21 protein-coding genes are annotated in these 20,833 nt (G+C 64.6%); 5 read left to right on the top strand and 16 right to left on the bottom strand.

Translation table 11 applies throughout. From position 1 onward, the window contains the following. Positions 1–86: 86 nt before the first annotated feature. Positions 87–1,733 carry an adenylate/guanylate cyclase domain-containing protein gene (locus tag IVB29_RS02885; protein ID WP_247501889.1) on the top strand — a complete coding sequence of 549 codons (1,647 nt, stop codon included), beginning with the start codon at positions 87–89 and terminating at the stop codon, positions 1,731–1,733. Between the two features lie 285 nt (positions 1,734–2,018). Here the strand turns inward: IVB29_RS02885 and IVB29_RS02880 are convergent, their stop codons facing one another. The 9 genes from IVB29_RS02880 to IVB29_RS02840 form a co-directional block, all read right to left on the bottom strand. Continuing rightward, positions 2,019–2,519 (bottom strand): RNA pyrophosphohydrolase, encoded by a 501-nt coding sequence (locus tag IVB29_RS02880; protein ID WP_247501888.1) that lies wholly within the window; start codon positions 2,517–2,519, stop codon positions 2,019–2,021. Positions 2,520–2,583: 64 nt separating this feature from the next. Further along, positions 2,584–3,087, bottom strand: coding sequence for an RNA pyrophosphohydrolase (locus IVB29_RS02875; RefSeq protein ID WP_247501887.1), 504 nt, complete (start codon positions 3,085–3,087; stop codon positions 2,584–2,586). Positions 3,088–3,160: 73 nt separating this feature from the next. Continuing rightward, entirely contained in the window at positions 3,161–4,381 is a 1,221-nt protein-coding gene (locus IVB29_RS02870) for a divergent polysaccharide deacetylase family protein (RefSeq protein ID WP_247501886.1), read from the bottom strand. A 147-nt stretch (positions 4,382–4,528) separates the two neighbouring features. Then, positions 4,529–5,890 (bottom strand): S41 family peptidase, encoded by a 1,362-nt coding sequence (locus IVB29_RS02865; protein ID WP_247501885.1) that lies wholly within the window; start codon positions 5,888–5,890, stop codon positions 4,529–4,531. Beyond that, positions 5,887–7,218, bottom strand: coding sequence for a peptidoglycan DD-metalloendopeptidase family protein (locus IVB29_RS02860; protein ID WP_247501884.1), 1,332 nt, complete (start codon positions 7,216–7,218; stop codon positions 5,887–5,889). The genes IVB29_RS02865 and IVB29_RS02860 overlap by 4 nt, the downstream gene beginning before the upstream one ends. 33 nt (positions 7,219–7,251) lie before the next feature. Next, positions 7,252–7,734 carry a 23S rRNA (pseudouridine(1915)-N(3))-methyltransferase RlmH gene (rlmH, locus tag IVB29_RS02855; protein ID WP_247501883.1) on the bottom strand — a complete coding sequence of 161 codons (483 nt, stop codon included), beginning with the start codon at positions 7,732–7,734 and terminating at the stop codon, positions 7,252–7,254. An 86-nt stretch (positions 7,735–7,820) separates the two neighbouring features. Further along, a complete protein-coding gene (gene rsfS, locus IVB29_RS02850) occupies positions 7,821–8,186 on the bottom strand; it encodes a ribosome silencing factor (protein WP_247501882.1) in 366 nt (121 codons plus the stop codon). A 212-nt stretch (positions 8,187–8,398) separates the two neighbouring features. Continuing rightward, the gene (locus IVB29_RS02845) at positions 8,399–9,043 is read right to left on the bottom strand and encodes a nicotinate-nucleotide adenylyltransferase (RefSeq protein ID WP_092027993.1); all 645 of its coding nucleotides are present in this window, start codon (positions 9,041–9,043) and stop codon (positions 8,399–8,401) included. A gap of 18 nt (positions 9,044–9,061) precedes the next feature. Continuing rightward, entirely contained in the window at positions 9,062–10,357 is a 1,296-nt protein-coding gene (locus IVB29_RS02840) for a glutamate-5-semialdehyde dehydrogenase (protein ID WP_247501881.1), read from the bottom strand. A gap of 192 nt (positions 10,358–10,549) precedes the next feature. On the opposite strand from IVB29_RS02840, the gene IVB29_RS02835 reads away from it, so the two are divergent. Then, positions 10,550–10,831, top strand: coding sequence for a type II toxin-antitoxin system ParD family antitoxin (locus IVB29_RS02835; protein ID WP_247501880.1), 282 nt, complete (start codon positions 10,550–10,552; stop codon positions 10,829–10,831). 34 nt (positions 10,832–10,865) lie between these two features. On the opposite strand, the gene proB is transcribed toward IVB29_RS02835, so the two are convergent. Beyond that, on the bottom strand, positions 10,866–11,987 hold the full coding sequence (proB, locus tag IVB29_RS02830) for a glutamate 5-kinase (protein ID WP_247501879.1): 1,122 nt from the start codon (positions 11,985–11,987) through the stop codon (positions 10,866–10,868). Between the two features lie 199 nt (positions 11,988–12,186). Between proB and IVB29_RS02825 the strand changes: the two genes are divergently transcribed. Next, positions 12,187–13,164 (top strand): Bug family tripartite tricarboxylate transporter substrate binding protein, encoded by a 978-nt coding sequence (locus tag IVB29_RS02825; protein ID WP_247501878.1) that lies wholly within the window; start codon positions 12,187–12,189, stop codon positions 13,162–13,164. Positions 13,165–13,207: 43 nt separating this feature from the next. On the opposite strand, the gene IVB29_RS02820 is transcribed toward IVB29_RS02825, so the two are convergent. The 3 genes from IVB29_RS02820 to IVB29_RS02810 form a co-directional block, all read right to left on the bottom strand. After that, positions 13,208–14,842, bottom strand: a complete 1,635-nt coding sequence (locus tag IVB29_RS02820) for an alkaline phosphatase family protein (RefSeq protein WP_247501877.1) — start codon at positions 14,840–14,842, stop codon at positions 13,208–13,210. 83 nt (positions 14,843–14,925) lie between these two features. Beyond that, positions 14,926–15,966, bottom strand: coding sequence for a GTPase ObgE (gene obgE / locus IVB29_RS02815; RefSeq protein ID WP_247501876.1), 1,041 nt, complete (start codon positions 15,964–15,966; stop codon positions 14,926–14,928). Between the two features lie 85 nt (positions 15,967–16,051). Then, a complete protein-coding gene (locus IVB29_RS02810) occupies positions 16,052–16,534 on the bottom strand; it encodes a MaoC family dehydratase (protein ID WP_247501875.1) in 483 nt (160 codons plus the stop codon). A gap of 221 nt (positions 16,535–16,755) precedes the next feature. Here IVB29_RS02810 and IVB29_RS02805 point away from each other — a divergent pair, with 221 nt between their 5' ends. Then, positions 16,756–17,670, top strand: coding sequence for a DMT family transporter (locus IVB29_RS02805; RefSeq protein WP_247501874.1), 915 nt, complete (start codon positions 16,756–16,758; stop codon positions 17,668–17,670). A 177-nt stretch (positions 17,671–17,847) separates the two neighbouring features. Here IVB29_RS02805 and IVB29_RS02800 read toward each other — a convergent pair whose 3' ends face one another. The 3 genes from IVB29_RS02800 to rplU all read right to left on the bottom strand — a co-directional run bounded on the left by IVB29_RS02800 (position 17,848) and on the right by rplU (position 19,353). Then, positions 17,848–18,441, bottom strand: a complete 594-nt coding sequence (locus tag IVB29_RS02800; RefSeq protein ID WP_247501873.1) for a GNAT family N-acetyltransferase — start codon at positions 18,439–18,441, stop codon at positions 17,848–17,850. 152 nt (positions 18,442–18,593) lie between these two features. Continuing rightward, on the bottom strand, positions 18,594–18,863 hold the full coding sequence (gene rpmA / locus IVB29_RS02795) for a 50S ribosomal protein L27 (RefSeq protein WP_092028004.1): 270 nt from the start codon (positions 18,861–18,863) through the stop codon (positions 18,594–18,596). Between the two features lie 97 nt (positions 18,864–18,960). After that, positions 18,961–19,353 carry a 50S ribosomal protein L21 gene (gene rplU, locus IVB29_RS02790; protein ID WP_247501872.1) on the bottom strand — a complete coding sequence of 131 codons (393 nt, stop codon included), beginning with the start codon at positions 19,351–19,353 and terminating at the stop codon, positions 18,961–18,963. A 335-nt stretch (positions 19,354–19,688) separates the two neighbouring features. Between rplU and IVB29_RS02785 the strand changes: the two genes are divergently transcribed. Next, the gene (locus tag IVB29_RS02785) at positions 19,689–20,816 is read left to right on the top strand and encodes an ROK family protein (RefSeq protein ID WP_247501871.1); all 1,128 of its coding nucleotides are present in this window, start codon (positions 19,689–19,691) and stop codon (positions 20,814–20,816) included. Positions 20,817–20,833 lie beyond the last annotated feature (17 nt).

Here is a 20,833-nt window from a genome sequence, read left to right as displayed (position 1 = left end):
AAGTGGCGGGCGCTGAAACTTTGTTGCACCGCGCCGGAGATAGCGGCATTCTGCCGCCGCGGATGAAGTTCCAGGGCGGGTAGCAGATGAAGCGCAAGATCGCAGCGATTTTCGCGGCCGATATTGCCGGCTATTCAAGGCTCGTTGCGGAAGACGAGGAGGAGACGCTGCGGCGTCTGGCGTCCTACCGTGAAGTCATCGACGATTTCATCGCGAAGGCCGGCGGACGCATCTTCAACACGGCCGGCGATGCTGTGCTCGCCGAATTTCCGAGCGCGGTCGATGCGGTGCGCTGCGCGATCGACATCCAGGAGAGCTTGCGAACCCGCAACATGGCCTATCCGCCGAGCCGGCAGATGTCGTTCCGGATCGGCATCACCATCGGCGATGTCGTCGAGCGCAACGGCGATCTGCTGGGTGACGGCGTCAACATCGCCGCGCGGCTGGAGGGGCTCGCGGAGGTCGGTGGCATCTGCGTCTCGCGCGCCGTGCACGAGCAGGTCGCCAACAAGCTGTCGGTGCAGTTCGCCGATATCGGCGCGCAGGAAGTCAAGAACATCCCGACGCCCGTGCACGCCTACATGGTGGCGATGCGGCGCGAGGACGGCACCTACTCCACGCCGAAGGTGAAGAAGGTGGCTTCCAAGATGGCCGCGGCACCGGTGTGGATGTGGCCGCTGGTGGTTGCAATCGTCTCGGTCGTTGCCATCGTCGTCACCGGCTTCCTCTACAACACCAAGCTCAAGCAGACGGTCACCGCCGCAGTGACGCCGGCCGCGACACCAAGTGCCGCACCGAGCGCGACGCCGACGGCGGTGGCTGCGGCGCCGAGTCCAGCTCCGAGCCTCGCGCCGACCCAGCTCGCCAAGGCGCCGATGGCCGCGTCGTCACCATCCGCTTCGCAGCTCACAGGCAAGCTTGCTGCCGACAGCGTGCCGTTCATCAACGAGCGCGTCCGCAGCTATCTGGCGGGCGATTATTCCGCCTCGGGCGACTACAAGGCCTTCGCGCTCAATATCGCCGGCTTCACCGGCTCGGCATTGAACCAGCCGAACGAGGAGGCCGCGCGCAACGGCGCGCTCGATCAGTGCCAGAAGCGCGCCGATGCCGCGCAGTCGCCGCGGCGCTGCGAGCTCTATGCGGTCGGCAATAATGTCGTCTACACGCACGGCAAGCCGCCGATGCCGTCGTCTCCTTTTTTCCGGCACGATGCCATGACCGAGCGGGCCTTCGTGTCGAAGGATTTTCCGATGGTGCGCGATCCCGCCAAGATCCGGCTCGAGAACATGTTTCTGCCGGCGGCAAAATCGCGGTCGGTCGCGCTCGGCCCGGGCGGTCAATACTTCATGACGTTGGGCGCACCATCAACCGACGATGCGGCGCGGCGTTCGCTGGAATCCTGCGGCGCGATCGCCGGCGTCGCCTGCATGATCGTCGCGGTCGACGATAATTTTGTCGTGCCGATCCCGACCTTGCTCAGGATCACCGGCTTCTTCCATGCCGCCAGCAACGCCTCCATCGTGGCCGACGCCCGCGACGAGGTCGTGCGCAAGCTCGGCGATGCCATGGGCTGGAACGCCGTCGCGGTCGGTACCGCAGGCCGCCCCGGTCTCGGCTTGAAAGCCGCGGATGAGCAGACCGCGGTCAACACAGCGCTCGCCGATTGCGTCAAGCACGACAGCGATTGCCACGTGATCGCGATCGGTCCGTTTACGGTGGGGCCGACGAACTGATGCAATGAGACTCCACTAGCGCGCCGACGGAGGTCGGTTCCCTCCCCCCTTGCGGGGGAGGGCTAGGGAGAGGGGTAGCCCAGGAAGAGCTGCCCGTTGTTGATCATGCACCGAGGCCGGTGCATGTCCGAAAGAATCCTCGTGTGGCACCCCTCTCCCTGACCCTCCCCCGCAAGGGGGGAGGGAACGGAGAGAGTTGCGGCCGCCTCACACGCAAATCTCCGACGAAAATCCTCTAACGATTTCAACCCCATCGCTACTGTGCATGGGGTTGTTTTCGCGGTTTCAGGCTGCGAAGGGCGCAAACTGCTTCGCCACGGCCTGATACACCTCGCGGCGGAACGGCACGACCACATCGGGAACGCGGTCGAGCCGCTCCCAGCGCCAGGCATCGAACTCCGCGGGCTGGTCGTTGCGCGGCGTCAGCGGATCGATCTCGTCATCCTTGCCGGTGAAGCGCAGCGCGAACCATTTTTGCCGTTGGCCGCGGAATTTCGCCAGCCGATGCGTCTGCGGTCCGTCGTAAGGCGGGAACTCGTAGGTGAGCCAGTCCGTCTCGCCAAGATAGCTCGCGCTCTTGACGCTGGTCTCTTCCCAGAGCTCGCGCATCGCCGCGTCGCGCAGATCCTCGCCCTCGTCGACGCCGCCCTGCGGCATCTGCCAGTCGAGGCCGGGCAGGATGATCTCGGGCCCGTCACCCTTGAAGCGGTGGCCGATCAGCACACGGCCTTCGGCATTGAACAAGGCGATCCCGACATTGGGACGGTAGGGCTTTTCATTTGTCACGCGCGGATCTCTCGTCGTCAGTCCAGGCGATGCCTTAGCACCGAACCCGGGATGACAATTTGATTTAGTCGTCCACGAGCGACGAAAATTCCTTCACCACGCGCTCATAGACCGGGCGCTTGAAGGGGATGATCAGCTCGGTCAGGTTCTTCATCGGCTCCCAGCGCCAGCTGACGAATTCGGCCTTGTGGCCGCCGCCGGGGTTCTCGACATTGATCTCGCTGTCCTTGCCGGTGAAGCGGACCGCGAACCATTTCTGGCGCTGGCCGCGATAGCGGCCCTTCCAGGCGCGTCCAGCAATCGTGCGGGGGATGTCGTAGATCAGCCAGTCCGGGACCTCGCCGAGCCGCTCGACCGAGCGCACGCTGGTTTCCTCGTAGAGCTCGCGCTTGGCGGCGGCCCAATTGTCCTCGCCGGGATCGACGCCGCCTTGCGGCATCTGCCAGACATGGCCGTCGTCGACATGCTCGATGCCGCCGGCGCGGCGGCCGATGAACACCAGCCCCTTGGTGTTGATCAGCATCACGCCGACGCAGGTCCGGTAGGGCAGATCCTCGTAACGCGCCATTCCGCCAGACCTCTTGCGTGCTGCTGGCAGGCACGTCGGCCCCGCCGGACCCGTGCCGAACCAATCCGTTGATTTAGCTGGATTTTGATTTCAGCATCGCGGTTGTCAATGGCACCAAAAGGATACCTCGGTCGCTCAATGTCTTGGTCCAGGCGCCGATGCGCTCGATCGAGACGGGGAGGGCGGAGGCGGTGCCCACGGCCGCGCCGCGCTCGCGGGCCGTCGCTTCGAGCTTGTTCAGGGCGCGGTCGATCTCGGTCGGGGTCGGAACCGCGTCGATCGCGATGTCACCCTTGCCGAACGGCATCGCCGCGCTGGCCGCGGCCTGGGACGCGATGCTGCGGGGCGAGGAACCGTCGTCGAAGAAGCCGAGGCCGCGCCTGGCCGCTTCGCGGATGATCGGCTGCATCGCCGCGTCCGTCGCGATGAAACGGGCGCCCATGAAATTGGTGAGGCCGGCATAGCCCTGCATCCGGCTCAGATGCCAGTACAGGCGGTCCATGTTCTGGTCGGCGGTGAGCGAGGTCAGCAGCGTCTGCGGCCCCGGATCGTTGTCCGGGAAGTCGTAGGGCTCCATCGGGATCTGGAGGAAGATCTCGTGGCGCTGGGCGCGGGCCCGCTCGGCGAGTTTTCCCGGATCGGAGCCATAAGGCGTGAACGCCAGCGTCACCGCCGGCGGCAGCTTCATGATGGCGTCGGTGGTCTTGGCGGCGCCGACGCCGAGGCCGCCGATCACGATCGCGACCACCGGCATCCTGGCGGCCTTCGCGCGGTCGCCCTCCGCCGCATAGACGTTGAACGGCTTCATGTCCCCGGCGACCACCGGGATCATGCCGTAGCGCGATTTCTCCAGCAGTTTTTGGTCGATCCCGGCCATGACCGGCGGCGGAGCGGAAGCGGCCGCCGCCTCGCCCTTGTCGGCGGCATCGCCACCGATCACCACGTCGTGGCGCGTGCCGGTGGAACCGTCGATCATGGTGACGGTCTTCTGGTCGCCCGCCTGCTTCGGCGCTTCCTTGCTCTCGTGCTTGCTCTCCGGCTTGATCTCCTGGCCGTGGCCGGAGGCAGCCGGTTTCTCGTCCGTCGCTTTGGGCTCGCTGATCGCGAGCCGCGTCATCGGCTCGCCGCCGAGCGGATCCTTGTTGAAGATGGCAAAGCCGGCAAAGGCGACCAGGAACAGGCCGAGCAGGGTCGCGAGCAGCTGCATGGCCGTGAACGGCAGCCGCAGCCGGCGTTTGCGGCGCGGCTTGTCCTGTCCGAGCGGGGTGCTCAGATCATCGGCCGTTTCAGTCATGCGCGATCCCGAATCACTGCGGCCGACGATACCACGCCGGGGTCAAGCGGCGGCAGGCCGGGAGAGGCCGGGGGGCGTCAGGGTTCCAAGCAAAAAGGGCGGCTCGAGGAGCCGCCCTTTTCCGGAGATCGCGTGGGTCGCGCCGACTTAGTTCGCCGCTTTGGGCTTGTCGGTCGTGGTACCCTTGTTGTCGCTGCCGGGCGTTGGCGCTGCGGAGGCGCTGTTCTTGATGCCGTGGAGCAAATCGTCGGCGAGCTTGAGCGCCTTGTCGTCCTTGGCGTCCGGCGGGACGTAGGACTGCGAGCCGGTCTTCTCGTCGCCGTCGTTCTTGAGATGGCCGCGCAGCGAAGCCTCGCCCTTGGTGTCGGTGCGCGACTTCAGCTCATCCGGCACGTCCTGGAGCACTTCGATGTCGGGCACGATGCCCTTGGCCTGGATCGACTTGCCCGACGGCGTGTAGTAGCGCGCCGTGGTCAGACGCAGCGCGCCGTTGCCCGAGCCGAGCGGGATGATGGTCTGCACCGAGCCCTTGCCGAACGAGCGCGTGCCGACGATGGTCGCGCGCTTGTGGTCCTGCAGCGCGCCGGCGACGATTTCCGACGCCGAGGCCGAACCGCCGTTGACGAGCACGATGACAGGCTTGCCCTTGGTGAGGTCGCCCGCATGCGCGGTGCGGCGCTGGGTTTCCTCGGCATTGCGGCCGCGGGTCGACACGATCTCGCCCTTCTCAAGGAATGAGTCCGAGACGGTGACCGCTTCCTCGAGCAGGCCGCCCGGATTGTTGCGGAGGTCGATGACGTAACCCTTCAGCTTGTCGCCGATCTGATTCGAGAGGTTGGCGACCTCCCGCTTCAGGCCTTCGGTGGTCTGCTCGTTGAAGGTGGTGATGCGGATATAGGCGATGTCGTCGGCCTCGATGCGTGCGCGCACCGAGCGTACCCGGATGTTGTCGCGCACCAGCGTGACGTCGATCGGATTGTCCTGGCCCTTGCGGATGATCTTGAGCTTGATCTTGGTGTTGACGGGGCCGCGCATCTTCTCGACCGCCTGGTTCAGGGTCAGGCCCTGCACCGCTTCGTCGTCGAGATTGGTGATGATGTCGTTGGCCATGACGCCGGCGCGCGAGGCGGGCGTGTCGTCGATCGGCGAGACCACCTTGATCAGGCCGTCTTCCATCGTGACCTCGATGCCGAGACCGCCGAACTCACCGCGGGTCTGCACCTGCATGTCGCGGAAGCTCTTCGCGTCCATGTAGCTCGAATGCGGATCGAGGCCGGTGAGCATGCCGCTGATGGCGGATTCGATCAGCTTGGTGTCGTCGGGCTTCTCGACATAGTCGGAGCGCACGCGCTCGAAGACGTCGCCGAACAGATTGAGCTGGCGATAGGTGTCCGCGGTCGCGGCTCGCGCGCTGGAGCCCATGAACACCGCGCGCGGCTGGGTCACGAACAGCGTCAGCGCAGCACCCGTGGCCGCGCTGAGGAGGATAACTGAAGTCTTGCGCATCATCCGCGAACCTTCTCGCCTTCATTTGCGGCCCACCATGGGCCTGGATCGATTGGAGTGCCGTCCTTACGGAACTCGACATACAGCACAGGTTGACTCGCGTTCGTGGCGAGAATGGAAGCGACTTGAGAGGTCGACCCCATCGTCGCCACCGGCTCCCCCGTGAGCACAAACTGACCGATGTTGACCGAAATGCGCTCCATCCCGGCGATCAGGACATGATACCCGCCACCGGCATTGAGGATCAAGAGTTGTCCATAGCTACGGAACGGTCCCGAATAGACCACCCAGCCATCACACGGCGTCGTGACCTGGGAGCCGGGCCGGCTTGCCAGCGAAATGCCCTTCTGGACCCCGCCGACGCCGTCGGAACCGCCAAAGTCCCTGATCTTGTTACCGTTAACTGGAAGCGGCAGGAGCCCCTTGGCCGCGGCAAAGGCGATCGCCGGGGTGGTCCGGGACCGGTCCTTGAAAGCGCCAGGGCCGGGTTTGACGTTGGCGGCCGCGTTTGCAGCTGCCTTGGCCTCGGCCTGCCTCGCGGCCTCGGCCGCCTTCTCGGCAGCCTTGGCGGCGCTTTGCAGGTCCTGCTCCATCTTGGCGATCAGCCCCTGGAGATCGCCGACCTGCCTTGACAGCGCGATGGCGCGCGAGTTCTCGGCGTCGAGGTCTTTTTCCCGCGAGGCCTGCTGGCGCTGCCGCTCGTCGACCAGGGCGGTCAGACGTGTCTGGTCGTTGCGGACCTTGTCGCGATCGGAGGCGAGCTGGTCGCGTTCGCCGGCGATGGTCTTGCGCAGGGCCACGAGTTCGCCGAGCTCGCCCGCGATCTTTTCCGCGCGGCCGCGCAATTCAGGCACGACCGCGCCGAGCAGCATCGCGGTGCGCAGGGATTGCAGCGCGTCTTCGGGACGCACCAGCAGCGCCGGCGGCGTGCGCCGGCCGGCGCGCTGCAGGGCCGCCAGCACCTCGACGATGTCGGCGCGGCGCGAATCAAGCGAAGAGCGCATCGCCTGCTCGCGGCCGTTCAGCGACTTCAGCCGCACTTCGGCTTCGTCGATCTTGGTCTCGACGGTGCGCACATTGGCGGCGGTGTCGATCAATTGCTGATTGAGCTGGGTGCGGTCCTGGCCGAGGGAAGAGATCTCCGACTTCAGCTTGGCCTGCGCCTCTTCCGCGCTCTTCTTGCTCGCGCGCGCGGCTTCCAGCTCCTGCTCGCGCTGCTTGATCGCGTCAGGCGAGACGGCTGCGGTCTGAGGCGCCGGCGACTGAGCTTGCGCGAGGCTTGCGCCTGAGACGCTCGCGATCAGCAGCAGGTTGAGGACGGGCGCTCGCATCGCTTTAGACAAAGGTGCTCGTTGTGGCGCGCATCACGCGCGGTGATAGGGATGGCCGGCCAGAATGGTGGCGGCCCGATAAAGCTGTTCCAGAAGCATGACGCGGACCATTTGGTGCGGCCAGGTCGCAGAGCCGAACGCGATCGCGAGCTTGGCCTTACGGCGCAATTCGGGCGAAAGTCCGTCCGCCCCTCCGATTACGAAGATAGTATGTCCGGCCCCCTCGTCGCGCCAGCGCCCGAGGTGCCGTGCGAATACGGTGGAATCGAGATTCTGGCCGCGCTCGTCCAGCGCCACCAGGATCGATTTTTCCGGGATGTGCGCGGAGATCGCCGCGGCTTCCTCGGCCATCCGCGTCGCGGTGTCGCGCGCGCGGCTTTCGGAGATTTCGTGGATCGAGAGCTCGCGGAATCCAAGCTTGCGGCCGGCTTCGTCGAACCGCTCGAAATAGCGGTCGGCAAGCTCCCGTTCGGGGCCCTGCTTCAGCCGGCCCACCGCAATGACAGCAACACGCATGATATTTTCGGAGTCGCGTTTTCAAGACCGCGCGCAAATTGCGCGCGCACGACGCTAGCATGCGCGTCAGCCGATTCGAAATCGGCTCAAGTCGCCTGGATCGCCTTCGCCGCGCCTGGGCCCTGCGTGTACAACCGCTCGAGGCTGTAGAACTCACGCACCTCGGGCCTGAACACGTGCACGATCACATCGCCGGAATCGATCAGCACCCAGTCGCAATTGGGCAAGCCCTCGACGTGGATGTTCTTGATGCCGTTTTCCTTGAGACCCTTGGCGACGTTCTCCGCGATCGCGCCGACGTGCCGGTTCGCACGGCCGGTGGTGACGATCATGTAGTCGGAGTAAGCCGATTTGCCGCGAAGGTCGATGGTGACCGTCTCTTCCGCCTTCATGTCGTCGAGGCGGGAGAGGATCAGGCTCAGGGTCTTGTCGGCGTCGGGTTGCGCCATCAAGGCCGCAGCTTTGGTCGGTGTTTTACGCGTAGGCTTGGCAACCTTGGGTAAAACAGACTTCGTCGAAGCTGACTTGGACAATACAGATGTGGTCAGGGACCATTCCTTTCACTGTATCGCGAACGCCGAATCCAGCGCTCACTGGTTACACTACATCATGTGGGGTTAAGGGTTTCAATATGCCAGAGAGCCCCGTTTCCGTACAGTCTGACTCACTTCGTACCTTTCCAGCTTCCGTCCGGGTTCCGTAAGCCGGTCGAAGAGAGATTCAACTTCATTCCCGTCAGGAAGACCCAGGCCGGTGCCGGCTGATCCGCGAGCAATGCTGCCTTATTCTCGGGCAAGCGGTAGCGCGCGAGTGCCTGGGCGGCGGGAGAGGCGAGGGCGCGAAAACTCTGCGGCGGGCGATCGATGACCGCAATCGGCACCTGGTCGGCGATGCGCCGCCAGTGCTGCCAACGGTGGAATTGAGCGAGATTGTCGGCGCCCATAATCCAGACAAAGCGCAAGCCCGAGAGGCGGCGGCGCAAGGTGTTGATCGTGTCGATAGTATAGCGGGTACGAATGACGGATTCGAGACAGCTCACCTCGATCCTGGAATCGTTGGCGACGTCGCGCGCGGCCTGCATGCGCTCGCCGAGCTCATGCAGATTGCCGTTCTCCTTCAGCGGATTGCCGGGGGTCACCAGCCACCACACGCGATCGAGCTGGAGGCGTTTCAGCGCGAACTGGCTGATTGCGCGATGGGCCTGGTGCGGCGGATTGAACGAGCCGCCGAGCAGGCCGACGCGCATGCCTTCGGTGTAGGGTGGTATGGCCTGCGCGAAGAAACGCGGCGCGACGAAATTGTTACTCAATGCCCGCGCCTCACGACTTTACGGCCGCGTTTGCCCGGTGCCGTGAACGCGATATTTGAAGCTCGTCAACTGCTCGGCGCCGACCGGGCCGCGCGCGTGGAAGCGGCCGGTGGCGATGCCGATCTCGGCGCCGAAGCCGAATTCGCCGCCGTCGGCGAACTGCGTCGAGGCGTTGTGCAGCACGATTGCGGAATCGACCTCGCTCAGGAATTTCTTCGCAGCCACCTCATCCGCGCTCACGATCGCGTCGGTGTGATGCGAGCCGTGGGTCTGGATGTGGGCAATCGCGCCGTCGACGCCGTCGACCACCCTCGCCGCGATGATCGCGTCGAGATATTCGGTGTCCCAATCGTCTTCGCTGGCCGGTTTTACGCGCGCATCCGTTCCTTGCACAGCCGCGTCGCCGCGCACTTCGCAGCCGGCCTCGATCAGCATCTCGATCAGCGGCTTCAGGTTCTTGCTGGCAGCGGCGCGATCGACCAGCAGCGTCTCGGCGGCACCGCAGACGCCGGTGCGGCGCATCTTGGCATTGAGCACGATCGACTTCGCCATGGCGAGGTCGGCGCTGGCATCGACATAGACGTGATTGACGCCTTCGAGATGCGCGAACACAGGCACGCGCGCCTCCTGCTCGACGCGCGCCACGAGGCTCTTGCCGCCGCGCGGCACGATCACGTCGACGGCGCCGTTCAACCCTGACAGCATCATGCCGACCGCCGCGCGGTCGCGCGTCGGCACCAGCGTGATTGCGGCCTCGGGCAGGCCCGCTTCGCGCAGGCCCTGCACCAGGCATTCATGGATGGCGCGGCAGGACCGAAAACTGTCCGAGCCGCCGCGCAGGATCACGGCATTGCCCGACTTCAGGCACAGCACGCCGGCGTCCGCCGCAACGTTCGGCCGGCTCTCGAAGATCACGCCGACGACGCCGAGCGGCACGCGCACGCGCTCGATGGTCATGCCGTTCGGGCGCTGCCAGCTCTCGGTGATGATGCCGACGGGATCAGCGATGCCGCGCACGATGCCGACGCCCTCGGCCATCGACTCGACACGCGCCGGCGTCAGCGTCAGGCGGTCGATGAAGGACCCCGTCATGTTGCTGGAGGCGCGGGCCTCGGCGACATCCTCGGCATTGGCGGCGAGGATCGCCGCAGCATTCGCGCGGATCGCCCGCTCCATGGCCTCGAGCGCCCGGTTCTTCTGCTCCGGCGACGCCAGCGCCAGCACGCGCGCGGCAGCGCGAGCACGGCTGGCGAGATCGGTCATCAGCGCCTGAAGATCGGCATTGCCGTCAACGGCTTTGAGGGGGGCGGCCATGGGGAGTTCAACCTTCTGCTAAGGCAGTGTCCTAGCACGGAAATCCCACTTTTGCGAAGGGCGGGGAGGGTATGGCAGGGGCCCGGTCCGCGCCGTGAGGTAGGCCAATGGCCGGGTTAGGCGGAGGCCGGACGGATCCTTGCGGGCCGTCAAAATATCGCGGAATATCAATACTTAATAACGGAGCCTGCGATGCCGACCAGCTACAGCATTGGCAAGCATTTTGAGGACTTGATCGACAATCTGGTCGAGAGCGGCCGCTACGCCAGCGCCAGCGAGGTGATGCGTGAAGGCCTTCGCCTTGTCGAAGAGCGTGAGGAGAGGCGCAAGGTCAAGCTGGAAGCACTGCGGGCCGAAATCCAGAAGGGCTTTGACAGCGGGCCGATGGAAGAGGTCGGCGCGGAGTGGTTCGAAGGTATCAAGGCTCGGGGACGCGAACGGTTGGCCGCTCAGAAGCGTGGCAAAAAGGTTTGACCTTACTTTAATTCCGCGCCTGCCGTTTTGTCGCTTACCCGCCCATCACCAGATCATCGCGGTGGATCATCTCCGACCTGCCGCTGATGCCGAGGATGGCCATCACGTCCGGGGAGGAGCGGCCCTTGATCCGCTCGGCGACCTCGGCGTCGTAGGCGATCAGGCCGCGGCCGATCTCGCTGGTATCGGGGCCGCGGACGATCACGGCGTCGCCGCGGGCGAACTGGCCCTCGACCTTGATCACGCCGGCCGGCAGCAGGCTGGCGCCGGCGCGCAGCGCCGTCACCGCGCCGGCATCGATGGTCAGCGTGCCCTTTGGCTCCAGCGTGCCCGCGATCCAGCGTTTTCGCGAGGTGATGGGGTTGGCCGGGGTCAGGAACCAGGTGCAGCGGCCGCCATCGGCGATCGCCTGCAACGGATGCTCGATCTTGCCGGAGGCGATCAGCATATGTGTGCCGCCGGTGGTTGCGATCTTGGCGGCCTCGACCTTGGTGCGCATGCCGCCGCGCGACAGTTCGGATTCGGCGTCTCCCGCCACCGCCTCGATCTCGGAGGAGATGCTGTCGACGACGGGAATGAGCTTTGCGTTCGGGTTGTTCTTCGGCGGGGCGTCGTAGAGTCCGTCGATGTCGGACAGCAGCACCAGCAGATCGGCGCTCGCCATGGTGGCGACGCGCGCGGCGAGGCGGTCATTGTCGCCGTAGCGGATCTCGTTGGTGGCGACCGTGTCGTTCTCGTTGATCACGGGGATCGCGCGCCACTCCAGCAGCTTGCCGATGGTGGAGCGGGCGTTGAGATAGCGGCGGCGCTCTTCGGTGTCCTGAAGCGTGACCAGGATCTGCCCGGCGCCGATGCCGTGCGCGCCCAGCACCTCCGACCAGATTCGCGCCAGCGCGATCTGGCCGACCGCGGCGGCGGCCTGGCTCTCTTCCAGCTTCAGCGGGCCGCGCGGCAGCTTCAGCCGGCTGCGGCCGAGCGCGATCGAGCCCGAGGACACGACCAGCACGTCGCGGCCCTCGCGGTGCAGCTCGGCCATATCGTCGGCGAGTGCGGCGAGCCATGACGCCCGCACTTCGCCCTTGTCGGAATCGACCAGCAGCGCGGAGCCGACCTTGACGACGATGCGGCGGAATTGACTGAGTTCGGGGCTGGCCATGTGTGTATGTGTTGGCGCGTGTGACGAATTGCTCGGGAAGCGGCGGAGCGAAACGGCTGTGTCGCTAAGGCCTGCTTTTGCAGCAGGACGATGGCCGGCGCAAGGCGGCCGGAATGGTAAACGGCGAAGGTCGGTCTTGTCTTAAGCGCTGGCCCGGCTCTAATGCCGCCAACCAATAATGGGCTGAAAGAGGAAACGAATGGATCGCCGCAAATTCATGGCCGGTTGTATGGCCGGATCTCTTGGCCTGCCGCTACTTGCACAGGCGGGCGAGGCGGAAGCGCAGGCCGGGCTGAGCAAGATTATCTTCCCGTTTGCGGCGGGCGCCGGTGGCGACACGCTGTGCCGGCTCATTGCGCAGGAGATGGCGCCGGTGCTGCAACGAACCATCGTGGTCGAGAACCGCACCGGCGGCGACGGCCTGATCGGCATCAAGGCGGTGAAGGGCGCAAGCCCCGATGGCAGCATGGTGCTGGTGACGACGGGCCCGACCATGTACCTGCTGCCGATGGTGGAGACGGCGCCGAGCTTCGACACGGCGAAGGATTTCTTGCCGGTGTCGCTGCTGGCGCGATTCGAATTCGCCGTCGTGATCGGCCCGGGGATCGACGCCGCCGATTTCAACGGATTTGTCGCCTGGCTGAAGGCGCATCCGGACAAGACGTCGTTCGGCGTGCCGAGCAACGGCACCATTCCGCATTTCATGGGCTCCAAGCTCGAGAAGGATCTCGGCATTCCGCTGACCCGCGTGCCCTATCGCGGCAGCGCGCCGATCCTCAACGACATCATCGGTGGGCACATTTCCTTTGGGATCACCACGCTCGCCGATGCGCTGCCGCAGCATCGTGCCAAGGGCGTGAAGATCGTCGCAGTCAGTAGCGCGGAGCGTTCGCCGTTCGCGCCCGACGTTCCAACGCTGAAGGAAAGCGGCATCGATCTCGTCGCCGACGCCTGGTACGGCATGTGGCTCCCCGCCGGCAGCCCGCCGGAGTTTGCGAGCAAGTTAGGTGCGGCCGCAAGTGCCGCGCTCGCCAAGCCCGAGGTGAAGGAGAAGCTCACCGCGATCGGGCTGATTCCGGTCGGCAGCAATACGGATGGATTGTCGAAGGAGCTCGCCGCGAACACGGCGTTCTGGCAGCCGATCGTCAAGGCGACGGGATACAAGATCGAGAATTGAGCCGTCTCCCTCTCCCCGCAAGCGGGGAGAGGCGAAGAACGCCCTACATCATCGCGCGCTGCGCGATGCCGTCCTTGATCGACGCCAGTTCGGCTTCGTCCCAGATGCCGATCAAAACCCCACCCTTCACCTGGAGCTGGTTGTCCGCATAATTCGCGATCTTCTCGCGCGGCGTGGTGATGTGGTCGTTCGGATGCAGCGCCCAGTCGAACAGCTCGGCCTGCAACCGCGCGACGACGCCGGCGCAATCAGGGGCGTCGCCGCGATCCAGAAACTCTTCCGGATCGGTTTCGAGGTCATACAGCATCGGGCGGAAGCCGGAGGCGTGGATGTATTTCCAGCGGCCGTCGAACACCATGAACAGGCGGCAGCGCTCGATCGGCTGGTTCAGTTTCAGCCGCACGTCTTGCATCGCGTAATCGTATTCGGAGAACGCCACCTTGCGCCAATCCGGCGGCGTCGGCCCGCGCAGCAGCGGCAGCAGCGAGCGTCCTTCGAGAATATGACCCGGCACCTTGCCGCCGAAATAATCGACGAAGGTCGGCGCGAGATCGATGCCCTCGACCAGCGCATCGCTGCGCGTGCCGCGCGTGGCGTCGGCCTCTTTCGAGGGATCGATGACGATCAGCGGAATCTTCGCCGACTGTTCGTGGAACAGGTCCTTCTCGCCCATCCAGTGGTCGCCGAGATAATCGCCGTGATCGGAGGTGAACACGATCATGGTCGTCTCAAGGAGGTCGCGCGCCTCCAGAAACTTCATCAGCACGCCCATCTGGTCGTCGATCTGCGTGATCAGGCCCATATAGGTGGGGATCACCTTCTCGCGGGCCTCGTCGCGCGCCATGTTGCGGGAGTAGCGCATGTCCATGTAGGCGCCGAACACCGGATGCGGATTTTGCCGCTCGCGCTCGGAGCGGATCGCCGGAATCATGTCCGCCGTCGAATACATGCTGTCGTAGGGTTTTGGCGCGATATAGGGCCAATGCGGCTTGATGTAGGACAGATGCAGGCACCACGGCCGGCCGTCGGTCTCGGCTTCGCTGATGAAATCCATCGCGCGCCGCGTCATGTAAGGCGTTTCGGAATGCTCATCCGGCACGCGCGCGGCCTTGTCGGCATGCACCAGCAGCCAGCCGTTCTGCAAGGAGCCGTCTTCCGCCGCGCCAGAATTCGCCCAATGCTCCCAGGGATTGGTGGCTTCAAAGCCCTGCTGGCGCAGATACTCATCGTATTTCGGGCGCGGCCGACCGGTCGGATGCAGGCCGTCGTCGCGCTCATACGGCTCAAAACCGCATTCGGCGACGTGCACGCCGATCATCGATTCCGGCGGGATGCCGAGCGCCTTCATGCCTTCGAGATCGGGCGCCATGTGGGTCTTGCCGACCAGCACGTTGCGCACGCCGATTTTCTTCAGATGATCGCCGAGTGTGGGCTCGCCGACGCGCAAAGGCCAGCCGTTCCAGTGCGAGCCGTGCGAGCGCATGTAGCGCCCAGTGTAGAACGACATCCGCGATGGTCCGCAGATCGGCGACTGCACATACGCCTTGCTGAACAGCACGCCGCGCTTGGCCATGGCGTCGATGTTCGGCGTCTTCAGCGTGGGATGGCCGGTGCAGCCGAGATAATCATAGCGAAGCTGGTCGCACATGATCCAGAGAACGTTCTTCGCGCGCGCCATGCCTCGCCCCTGTCGTTTCTTGATTTTTGAGGCTGCGCTATCGCGCCGGCCAAGGCAAGCGGCGGGCCCTTGGGCCGACCGGATCAAACCGACCAGGGCTCTGCTTCGGCCGCGCTCTTGGCCTTGTTGGACACCGGGGCCTCGCCGATCACGTCGGCGAGCGTGCGCAGCGCTTCCTTGACGCCATCGCCGGTGATGCCCGAGAGCAGCAGCGGTGTCTTCTTGGCGGCGCGCTTCAGCCGGTCCTTCTGCTTCTTCAACTCGTCCGGCTCGACCGCGTCGATCTTGTTCAGCGCGACGATCTCGATCTTGTCGGTGAGCAGCCCGCCATACGCATCGAGCTCCGCTCGCACCGTCTTGTAGGCCTTGCCGGCATGCTCGCAGGTTGCATCGATGAGGTGCAGCAGCACGCGGCAACGCTCGACATGGGCGAGGAAACGGTCGCCGAGGCCCACGCCTTCATGCGCGCCTTCGATCAGGCCGGGGATGTCGGCCAGCACGAATTCGCGGCCGTCGGCGTTCACGACACCAAGCTGCGGATGCAGCGTTGTGAAGGGATAGTCGGCGATCTTCGGCCGCGCTGCGCTGACCTTGGAGAGGAAGGTCGACTTGCCGGCATTGGGCAGGCCGACGAGGCCGGCATCGGCGATCAGCTTCAGCTTCAGCCAGATCCAGCGTTCCTCGCCGGTCTGGCCGGGATTGGCGTTGCGCGGCGCGCGGTTGGTCGAGGTTTTGAAATGCGCGTTGCCGAAGCCGCCATTGCCGCCCTCGGCGAGAACGAACTTTTCGCCGACATTGGTGAAGTCGTGGATCAGGGTCTCGCGGTCTTCGTCAAAAATCTGCGTGCCCACGGGCACCTTCAGCACGATGTTCTTGCCGTTGGCGCCGTGGCGGTCCGAGCCCGAGCCGTTCTCGCCCTTCTGGGCCTTGAAGTGCTGCTGGTAGCGATAGTCGATCAGCGTGTTGAGGCCATCGGCGACCTCGATGATGACATTGCCGCCGCGGCCGCCATTGCCGCCGGAGGGGCCGCCGAATTCAATGAATTTTTCGCGGCGGAACGCCACGCAGCCGTTTCCGCCGTCACCGGAGCGGATATAGACCTTTGCTTCGTCGAGGAATTTCATGGGGCATAGGTAGGCCAGCCGGGCACGCCCGGCAACCCGGACTTATCCCTGAATCGGCCGAAATTCCGCGATTTTGAGGCCGTGATTAACCAGCCGGACGGCGCCGGATCAGGAATTTCTGCATCCCCTCCAGCACCAGCTCCTTGCGCTGGTTGAACACGGTGCTTTTGAGCGTGACTGTACCGGTCGTGCGGCCCGGCACGAGCTCGGTGACCTCGAGCGCGGGATAGATGGTGTCGTCGGCGAACACGGGCTTGAGGAACCGGCTCGACTGCTCGAGGAAGCCGACCAGGGAGTCCTCGACCATGAACGGAAACAGGCCTGCGCCCGGCGCGGTGTGGATCAGGGTCTGGAAGCCGTGGGCGAGCAGATGCGGCATGCCGCGGCTGCGGCAATACTCCACATCGTAATGGACAGGATGGGTATCGCCGCTCGCGGTCTGGAACGCCGCGAATACCGCATTGGTCTGGGTCCGGCTCGGGATCACGAAGCGCTCACCGACCACGAAATCCTCAAACCAGCGTTGCGTGAGGATCATGCGATGCTGGGTTGGATCGAAGTCGGTCATGTCTTGGCTCATCTTGTCGGTGCGGCACCTATCGCTACCGCGCCGCGAAGAGTGCGACAATCCGTTCAATTCGGCGAGGGCGGGCTTGTCCCGGGCGCTCACGCCATTAAAACGGCCCCAAGCGACTCTAGTCGCCTGTCTGCTGCGCTCTCTCCGCGACTGGATTGCTTCGTCGCAAGAGCTCCTCGCAACGACGAGCCCCCGAACTCACATTCGTATCAATGCCCTTCTTCAAGAACCTCTCCGCCTATGACGACCGATCGGCGCGCCTCGCCGGCATCGGGCTCATGGTGCTGTCGATCTTCATGTTCTCGTTCGGCGACGCCATGGGCAAGTTCCTGGTCGGGACCTATTCGGTCGGACAGCTGCTGTTCCTGCGCGCCTGCGCGGCGCTGTTGCTGCTGCTGCCGATCATCTGGCGGCAGCGCCAGGACTTCGTTCACATGGAGCGGCCGTGGTTGCAGCTCATTCGCGTCACGCTGTCGACGCTGGAGGTCGCCGCCTTCTTCATTGCGACGGTCTATCTGCCGCTTGCCGACGTCATCACCTATTATCTTGCCGGTCCCATCTTCGTCACCGCGATGTCGGCGGTCTTTCTGCGCGAGAAGGTCGGCTGGCGGCGCTGGACCGCGATTCTGATCGGCTTCTGCGGCGTATTGATTGCGCTGCGGCCGTCGGCGCAGACGATCAGCCTGCCGGCGCTGATCGCGCTCGGCGGCAGCCTGTCATTCGCAACCCTGATGCTGATCACCCGCAGCCTGCGCAAGACGCCTGACATCGTGATGGCGTCCTCGCAATTCATCGGCACGTTCCTGCTGGGTGCGGTGCTGTCGGCATTTCACTGGGTGCCGCCGAGCCCGGGCAGCCTCGTGATCTTTGCGCTGGCGGGGGTCATCTCGGTGACCGCGCTGTTCTGCGTCAACCGCTCGCTAAAACTCGCGCCGGCGAGTGTGGTCGTGCCGTATCAATATTCGATGATCGTCTGGGCCGTGATCTTCGGCTTCATCGTGTTCGGCGACGTGCCCGAAATCGCCACTATCGTCGGCGCCGCCATCATCATCGGCGCCGGGTTCTATATTTACCTGCGCGAGCGCGATCTCGGGCGCGTGACCGTGGACGTGAATCCGCCGGCCTGACCCTTACCCTCCCCTGGAGGGGGAGGGTCGGCTCACATTGAGCGCAGCGAAATGTGAGACGGGGCGGGGTGACGGTCTCTCCGCATCGAACGCTGCCCGAGTGGAGAGATCACCCCACCCCGCTCGCGCTATGCGCGATCGACCCTCCCCCTCCAGGGGAGGGTAAGCGTCGACGCGCTACCTCATCCTTCGCGCGCTGCTCCAGCTCTTCAGCGACGACCACACCCCGCGCGAGAGGCGGAAGCAATCGACCGGCGTGGATGAGCCTAGCGCCAGGAAGCGGTGCAGCTGCACGCCGCTCCACTGGAAGCCGCACTTCTCCAGCACGTTGCGCGACGTCGGATTGGTGACGCGCGCGCCCGCATAAAGATGATCGTCCTCGAATTCCTCGAAGAAGAAGTCGATCGCGCCGCGCGCGGCTTCGGTTGCATAACCCCGGCCCCAATGCTCTACGCCGAGCCAGTAGCCGAGCTCGGCATTGCCGGGCGTGGAGCGATCGATGCCGACCATGCCGACCGGCCCGCTGTCGTGCTCGATCAGGAACACGGTCTCGCTGCCGAGCGTGGAGGTGGCGCGGATGAATGCGACGGCGTCGTCCTGCGAATAGGGATGCGGGAGGCGGCGGGTGTTGTCCGCGACACGGCGGTCGTTGGCGAGAAGGGCGATGGTCCTGACGTCGGCGAGGGTCGGCCGCCGCAAGGTCAGCCGCTCGGTGGCGACGACGCTCGGTCTCGCCTCCTGCACGGTCACGCTCGAGAAATCCTGCAACATGTCCGGCTCCGTCAAAGTCACTAAGTGAAAAGTGAACTCGTCAAACGAAAGGGGAGGCCGGTTTCCCTGCCTCCCCTGGAGCCTTCGATCTTTCGATCTCTGAACTCCGCCGGTTTGGTAGGACCCGGCGGACTCCAAATTTGATCCACCGTCTATTCAGCCGCCTCTGCGACCGGAAGTACCGAGATGAAGGTGCGGCCATTGGCTTTGGCCTGGAACGTGACGCGACCCTCGATCTTGGCGAACAAAGTGTGGTCGGTACCCATGCCGACATTAAGGCCGGGGTGCCAGGTGGTGCCGCGCTGACGCGCAATGATGTTGCCGGGAATCACAACTTCCCCGCCGAACGCCTTGATACCGAGGCGCTTGCCTTTGGAATCGCGACCGTTGCGCGATGAACCGCCTGCTTTTTTGTGAGCCATGGCTCGTCTCCGAAATCCTGAGTATTTCTAGATCAATTCCTTGACGGAATCATTTCACAATTTCTCACGCATCAATTCGTGATTGCGCGTGATCAATTTATGCGGCGGCTTCTTCGGACGTGGTCTCCGGCTTCGCCACCTTCTCCCGCTTCGGACGCGGGCCCTTGGTGGGCTTGGCGCCGTCCGTCAGGATCTCGGAGATGCGCAGCACCGTGATCTCGTCGCGATAGCCGCGCTTGCGGCGCGAATTCTTGCGGCGGCGCTTCTTGAACGCGATGACCTTGGGTCCGCGCTTGTGGTCGAGCACCTCGACCGCAACGGACGCACCCGCAACCGTGGGCAGGCCCAGGATCGGCGTGTCGCCGCCGACCAACAGAACTTCGTTCAACTGTATGATCGAGCCGACTTCGCCTTCGATCTTGCCTACTTCGAGAACATCATCCGGAACGACGCGGTACTGCCGGCCGCCGGTTTTGATGACTGCGAACATCGTTTTTTCTCCGTGTTCAAATCCCGGCCTCGCGACGAGAATCGTCCGGGCCGGCTTTTTGTCAGTCGCTATGGGTTTATTGCGAGTTTTGTGCGGGCGGGGATTATCCCTTTGAAAACCCACGCAAAAACAAGCGGCGCGAGAAACGCCCCGCGCCGGTTGTGGGACTTATAGCCGCCGACCGCCGAGAGTCAAGGAAAAGCGGGCGAAAACGGCCCGGATTTGAAGGATTTGGGCCAACTCCGGACCCGCAGCTGAATTTCAGACCGCGCCGCAACCAACGGGTTCCCCCGCCGTTGTCCCCGCGAATTAAGTCACACGGGCAAGGGGCTACCATGGCAACAGACGAACTGGTCAAGACCACGACGGGTATCGCCACCCATGGCGCGGCGCGGCTGCCGTCGGTGGACATCGACAGCTTCAACATCGAGATCAAGGACGAGGACGGTTTTCTCGGCGACCGCGCCAGCAAGGGTGCGTTCCGCGAAATCCTCGAGCGCTGGCGCAAGCCGCTGCGCAAGTCCGGCGAGGACCCGTTCGGCAAGGAGCCGTCGGATGAGATCAGCAAGAAGACGCTGGACGCCATCCTGATCGGCGACGACACCGAGGCCTGGGCCGTGGTGCATAGCGCGATCGAGGATTTTGCCCAGGAGCTTGCCTATGTCACCCGCCGCTTCCTCAAGACCAAGGCCTGGGCCAAGACCGAGCGCATCGTGGTCGGCGGCGGATTCCGCGATTCAAGGCTCGGCGAGCTCGCGATCGCGCGCACCGAGATCATCCTGAAATCCGAGGAGTTCAAGATCGACATGGTGCCGATCCGCCATCATCCGGATGAAGCTGGCCTGATCGGCGCGCTGCATCTGGCGCCGTCCTGGATCTTCGAAGCTCACGACAGCATCCTCGCCGTCGATATCGGCGGCACCAACATCCGCTGCGGCCTCGTAGAGACCAGCTGGAAAAAGGCAAAAGACCTGTCGAAGGCCAAGGTCGTGACATCCGAGCTGTGGCGTCACGCCGACGACGAGCCGACCCGCGAAGGCGCGGTGAAGCGGCTCACCAAGATGCTGAAGGGGCTGATCACCGAGGCCGAGACAGACGGCTACAAGCTCGCGCCCTTCATCGGCATCGCCTGTCCCGGCGTGATCAACGAGGACGGCTCGATCGAGAAGGGCGCGCAGAACCTGCCGGGCAATTGGGAGAGCAGCAAGTTCAACCTGCCGGGGAGCCTGCTCGAGGGCATCCCGTCCATCGGCGAGCACGACACCGCGATCCTGATGCACAATGACGGCGTGGTTCAGGGCCTCTCCGAGGTGCCGTTCATGCAGGACGTCGATCGCTGGGGCGTGCTCACCATCGGCACCGGTCTCGGCAACGCCCGCTTCACCAACCGCCGCAAGGACAACGGCAAAGACGGGGATTCCACGGGGAACGGCAAGAAAAAAGGTAAGAACGACAAGGAGTAACCTTGACTGGTTAGGTT

The sequence above is a fragment of the Bradyrhizobium sp. 1 genome, from assembly GCF_023073315.1.
Taxonomy (GTDB): Bacteria; Pseudomonadota; Alphaproteobacteria; order Rhizobiales; family Xanthobacteraceae; genus Bradyrhizobium.
This window is presented reverse-complemented; position numbering and strand designations above follow the sequence as displayed.

Excerpts from the sequence above, each read along its gene's own strand:
- rpmA (WP_092028004.1), bottom strand. The coding sequence starts at position 18,863 with ATGGCTCACAAAAAAGCAGGCGGTTCATCGCGCAACGGTCGCGATTCC.
- IVB29_RS02875 (WP_247501887.1), bottom strand. The coding sequence starts at position 3,087 with ATGGCGCGTTACGAGGATCTGCCCTACCGGACCTGCGTCGGCGTGATG.
- IVB29_RS02870 (WP_247501886.1), bottom strand. The coding sequence starts at position 4,381 with ATGACTGAAACGGCCGATGATCTGAGCACCCCGCTCGGACAGGACAAG.
- IVB29_RS02825 (WP_247501878.1), top strand. The coding sequence starts at position 12,187 with ATGGATCGCCGCAAATTCATGGCCGGTTGTATGGCCGGATCTCTTGGC.
- IVB29_RS02800 (WP_247501873.1), bottom strand. The coding sequence starts at position 18,441 with ATGTTGCAGGATTTCTCGAGCGTGACCGTGCAGGAGGCGAGACCGAGC.
- IVB29_RS02805 (WP_247501874.1), top strand. The coding sequence starts at position 16,756 with ATGCCCTTCTTCAAGAACCTCTCCGCCTATGACGACCGATCGGCGCGC.
- IVB29_RS02860 (WP_247501884.1), bottom strand. The coding sequence starts at position 7,218 with ATGCGAGCGCCCGTCCTCAACCTGCTGCTGATCGCGAGCGTCTCAGGC.
- IVB29_RS02885 (WP_247501889.1), top strand. The coding sequence starts at position 87 with ATGAAGCGCAAGATCGCAGCGATTTTCGCGGCCGATATTGCCGGCTAT.
- rplU (WP_247501872.1), bottom strand. The coding sequence starts at position 19,353 with ATGTTCGCAGTCATCAAAACCGGCGGCCGGCAGTACCGCGTCGTTCCG.
- IVB29_RS02835 (WP_247501880.1), top strand. The coding sequence starts at position 10,550 with ATGCCGACCAGCTACAGCATTGGCAAGCATTTTGAGGACTTGATCGAC.
- obgE (WP_247501876.1), bottom strand. The coding sequence starts at position 15,966 with ATGAAATTCCTCGACGAAGCAAAGGTCTATATCCGCTCCGGTGACGGC.
- rlmH (WP_247501883.1), bottom strand. The coding sequence starts at position 7,734 with ATGCGTGTTGCTGTCATTGCGGTGGGCCGGCTGAAGCAGGGCCCCGAA.
- proB (WP_247501879.1), bottom strand. The coding sequence starts at position 11,987 with ATGGCCAGCCCCGAACTCAGTCAATTCCGCCGCATCGTCGTCAAGGTC.
- IVB29_RS02820 (WP_247501877.1), bottom strand. The coding sequence starts at position 14,842 with ATGGCGCGCGCGAAGAACGTTCTCTGGATCATGTGCGACCAGCTTCGC.
- IVB29_RS02865 (WP_247501885.1), bottom strand. The coding sequence starts at position 5,890 with ATGATGCGCAAGACTTCAGTTATCCTCCTCAGCGCGGCCACGGGTGCT.
- IVB29_RS02785 (WP_247501871.1), top strand. The coding sequence starts at position 19,689 with ATGGCAACAGACGAACTGGTCAAGACCACGACGGGTATCGCCACCCAT.
- IVB29_RS02840 (WP_247501881.1), bottom strand. The coding sequence starts at position 10,357 with ATGGCCGCCCCCCTCAAAGCCGTTGACGGCAATGCCGATCTTCAGGCG.
- IVB29_RS02810 (WP_247501875.1), bottom strand. The coding sequence starts at position 16,534 with ATGACCGACTTCGATCCAACCCAGCATCGCATGATCCTCACGCAACGC.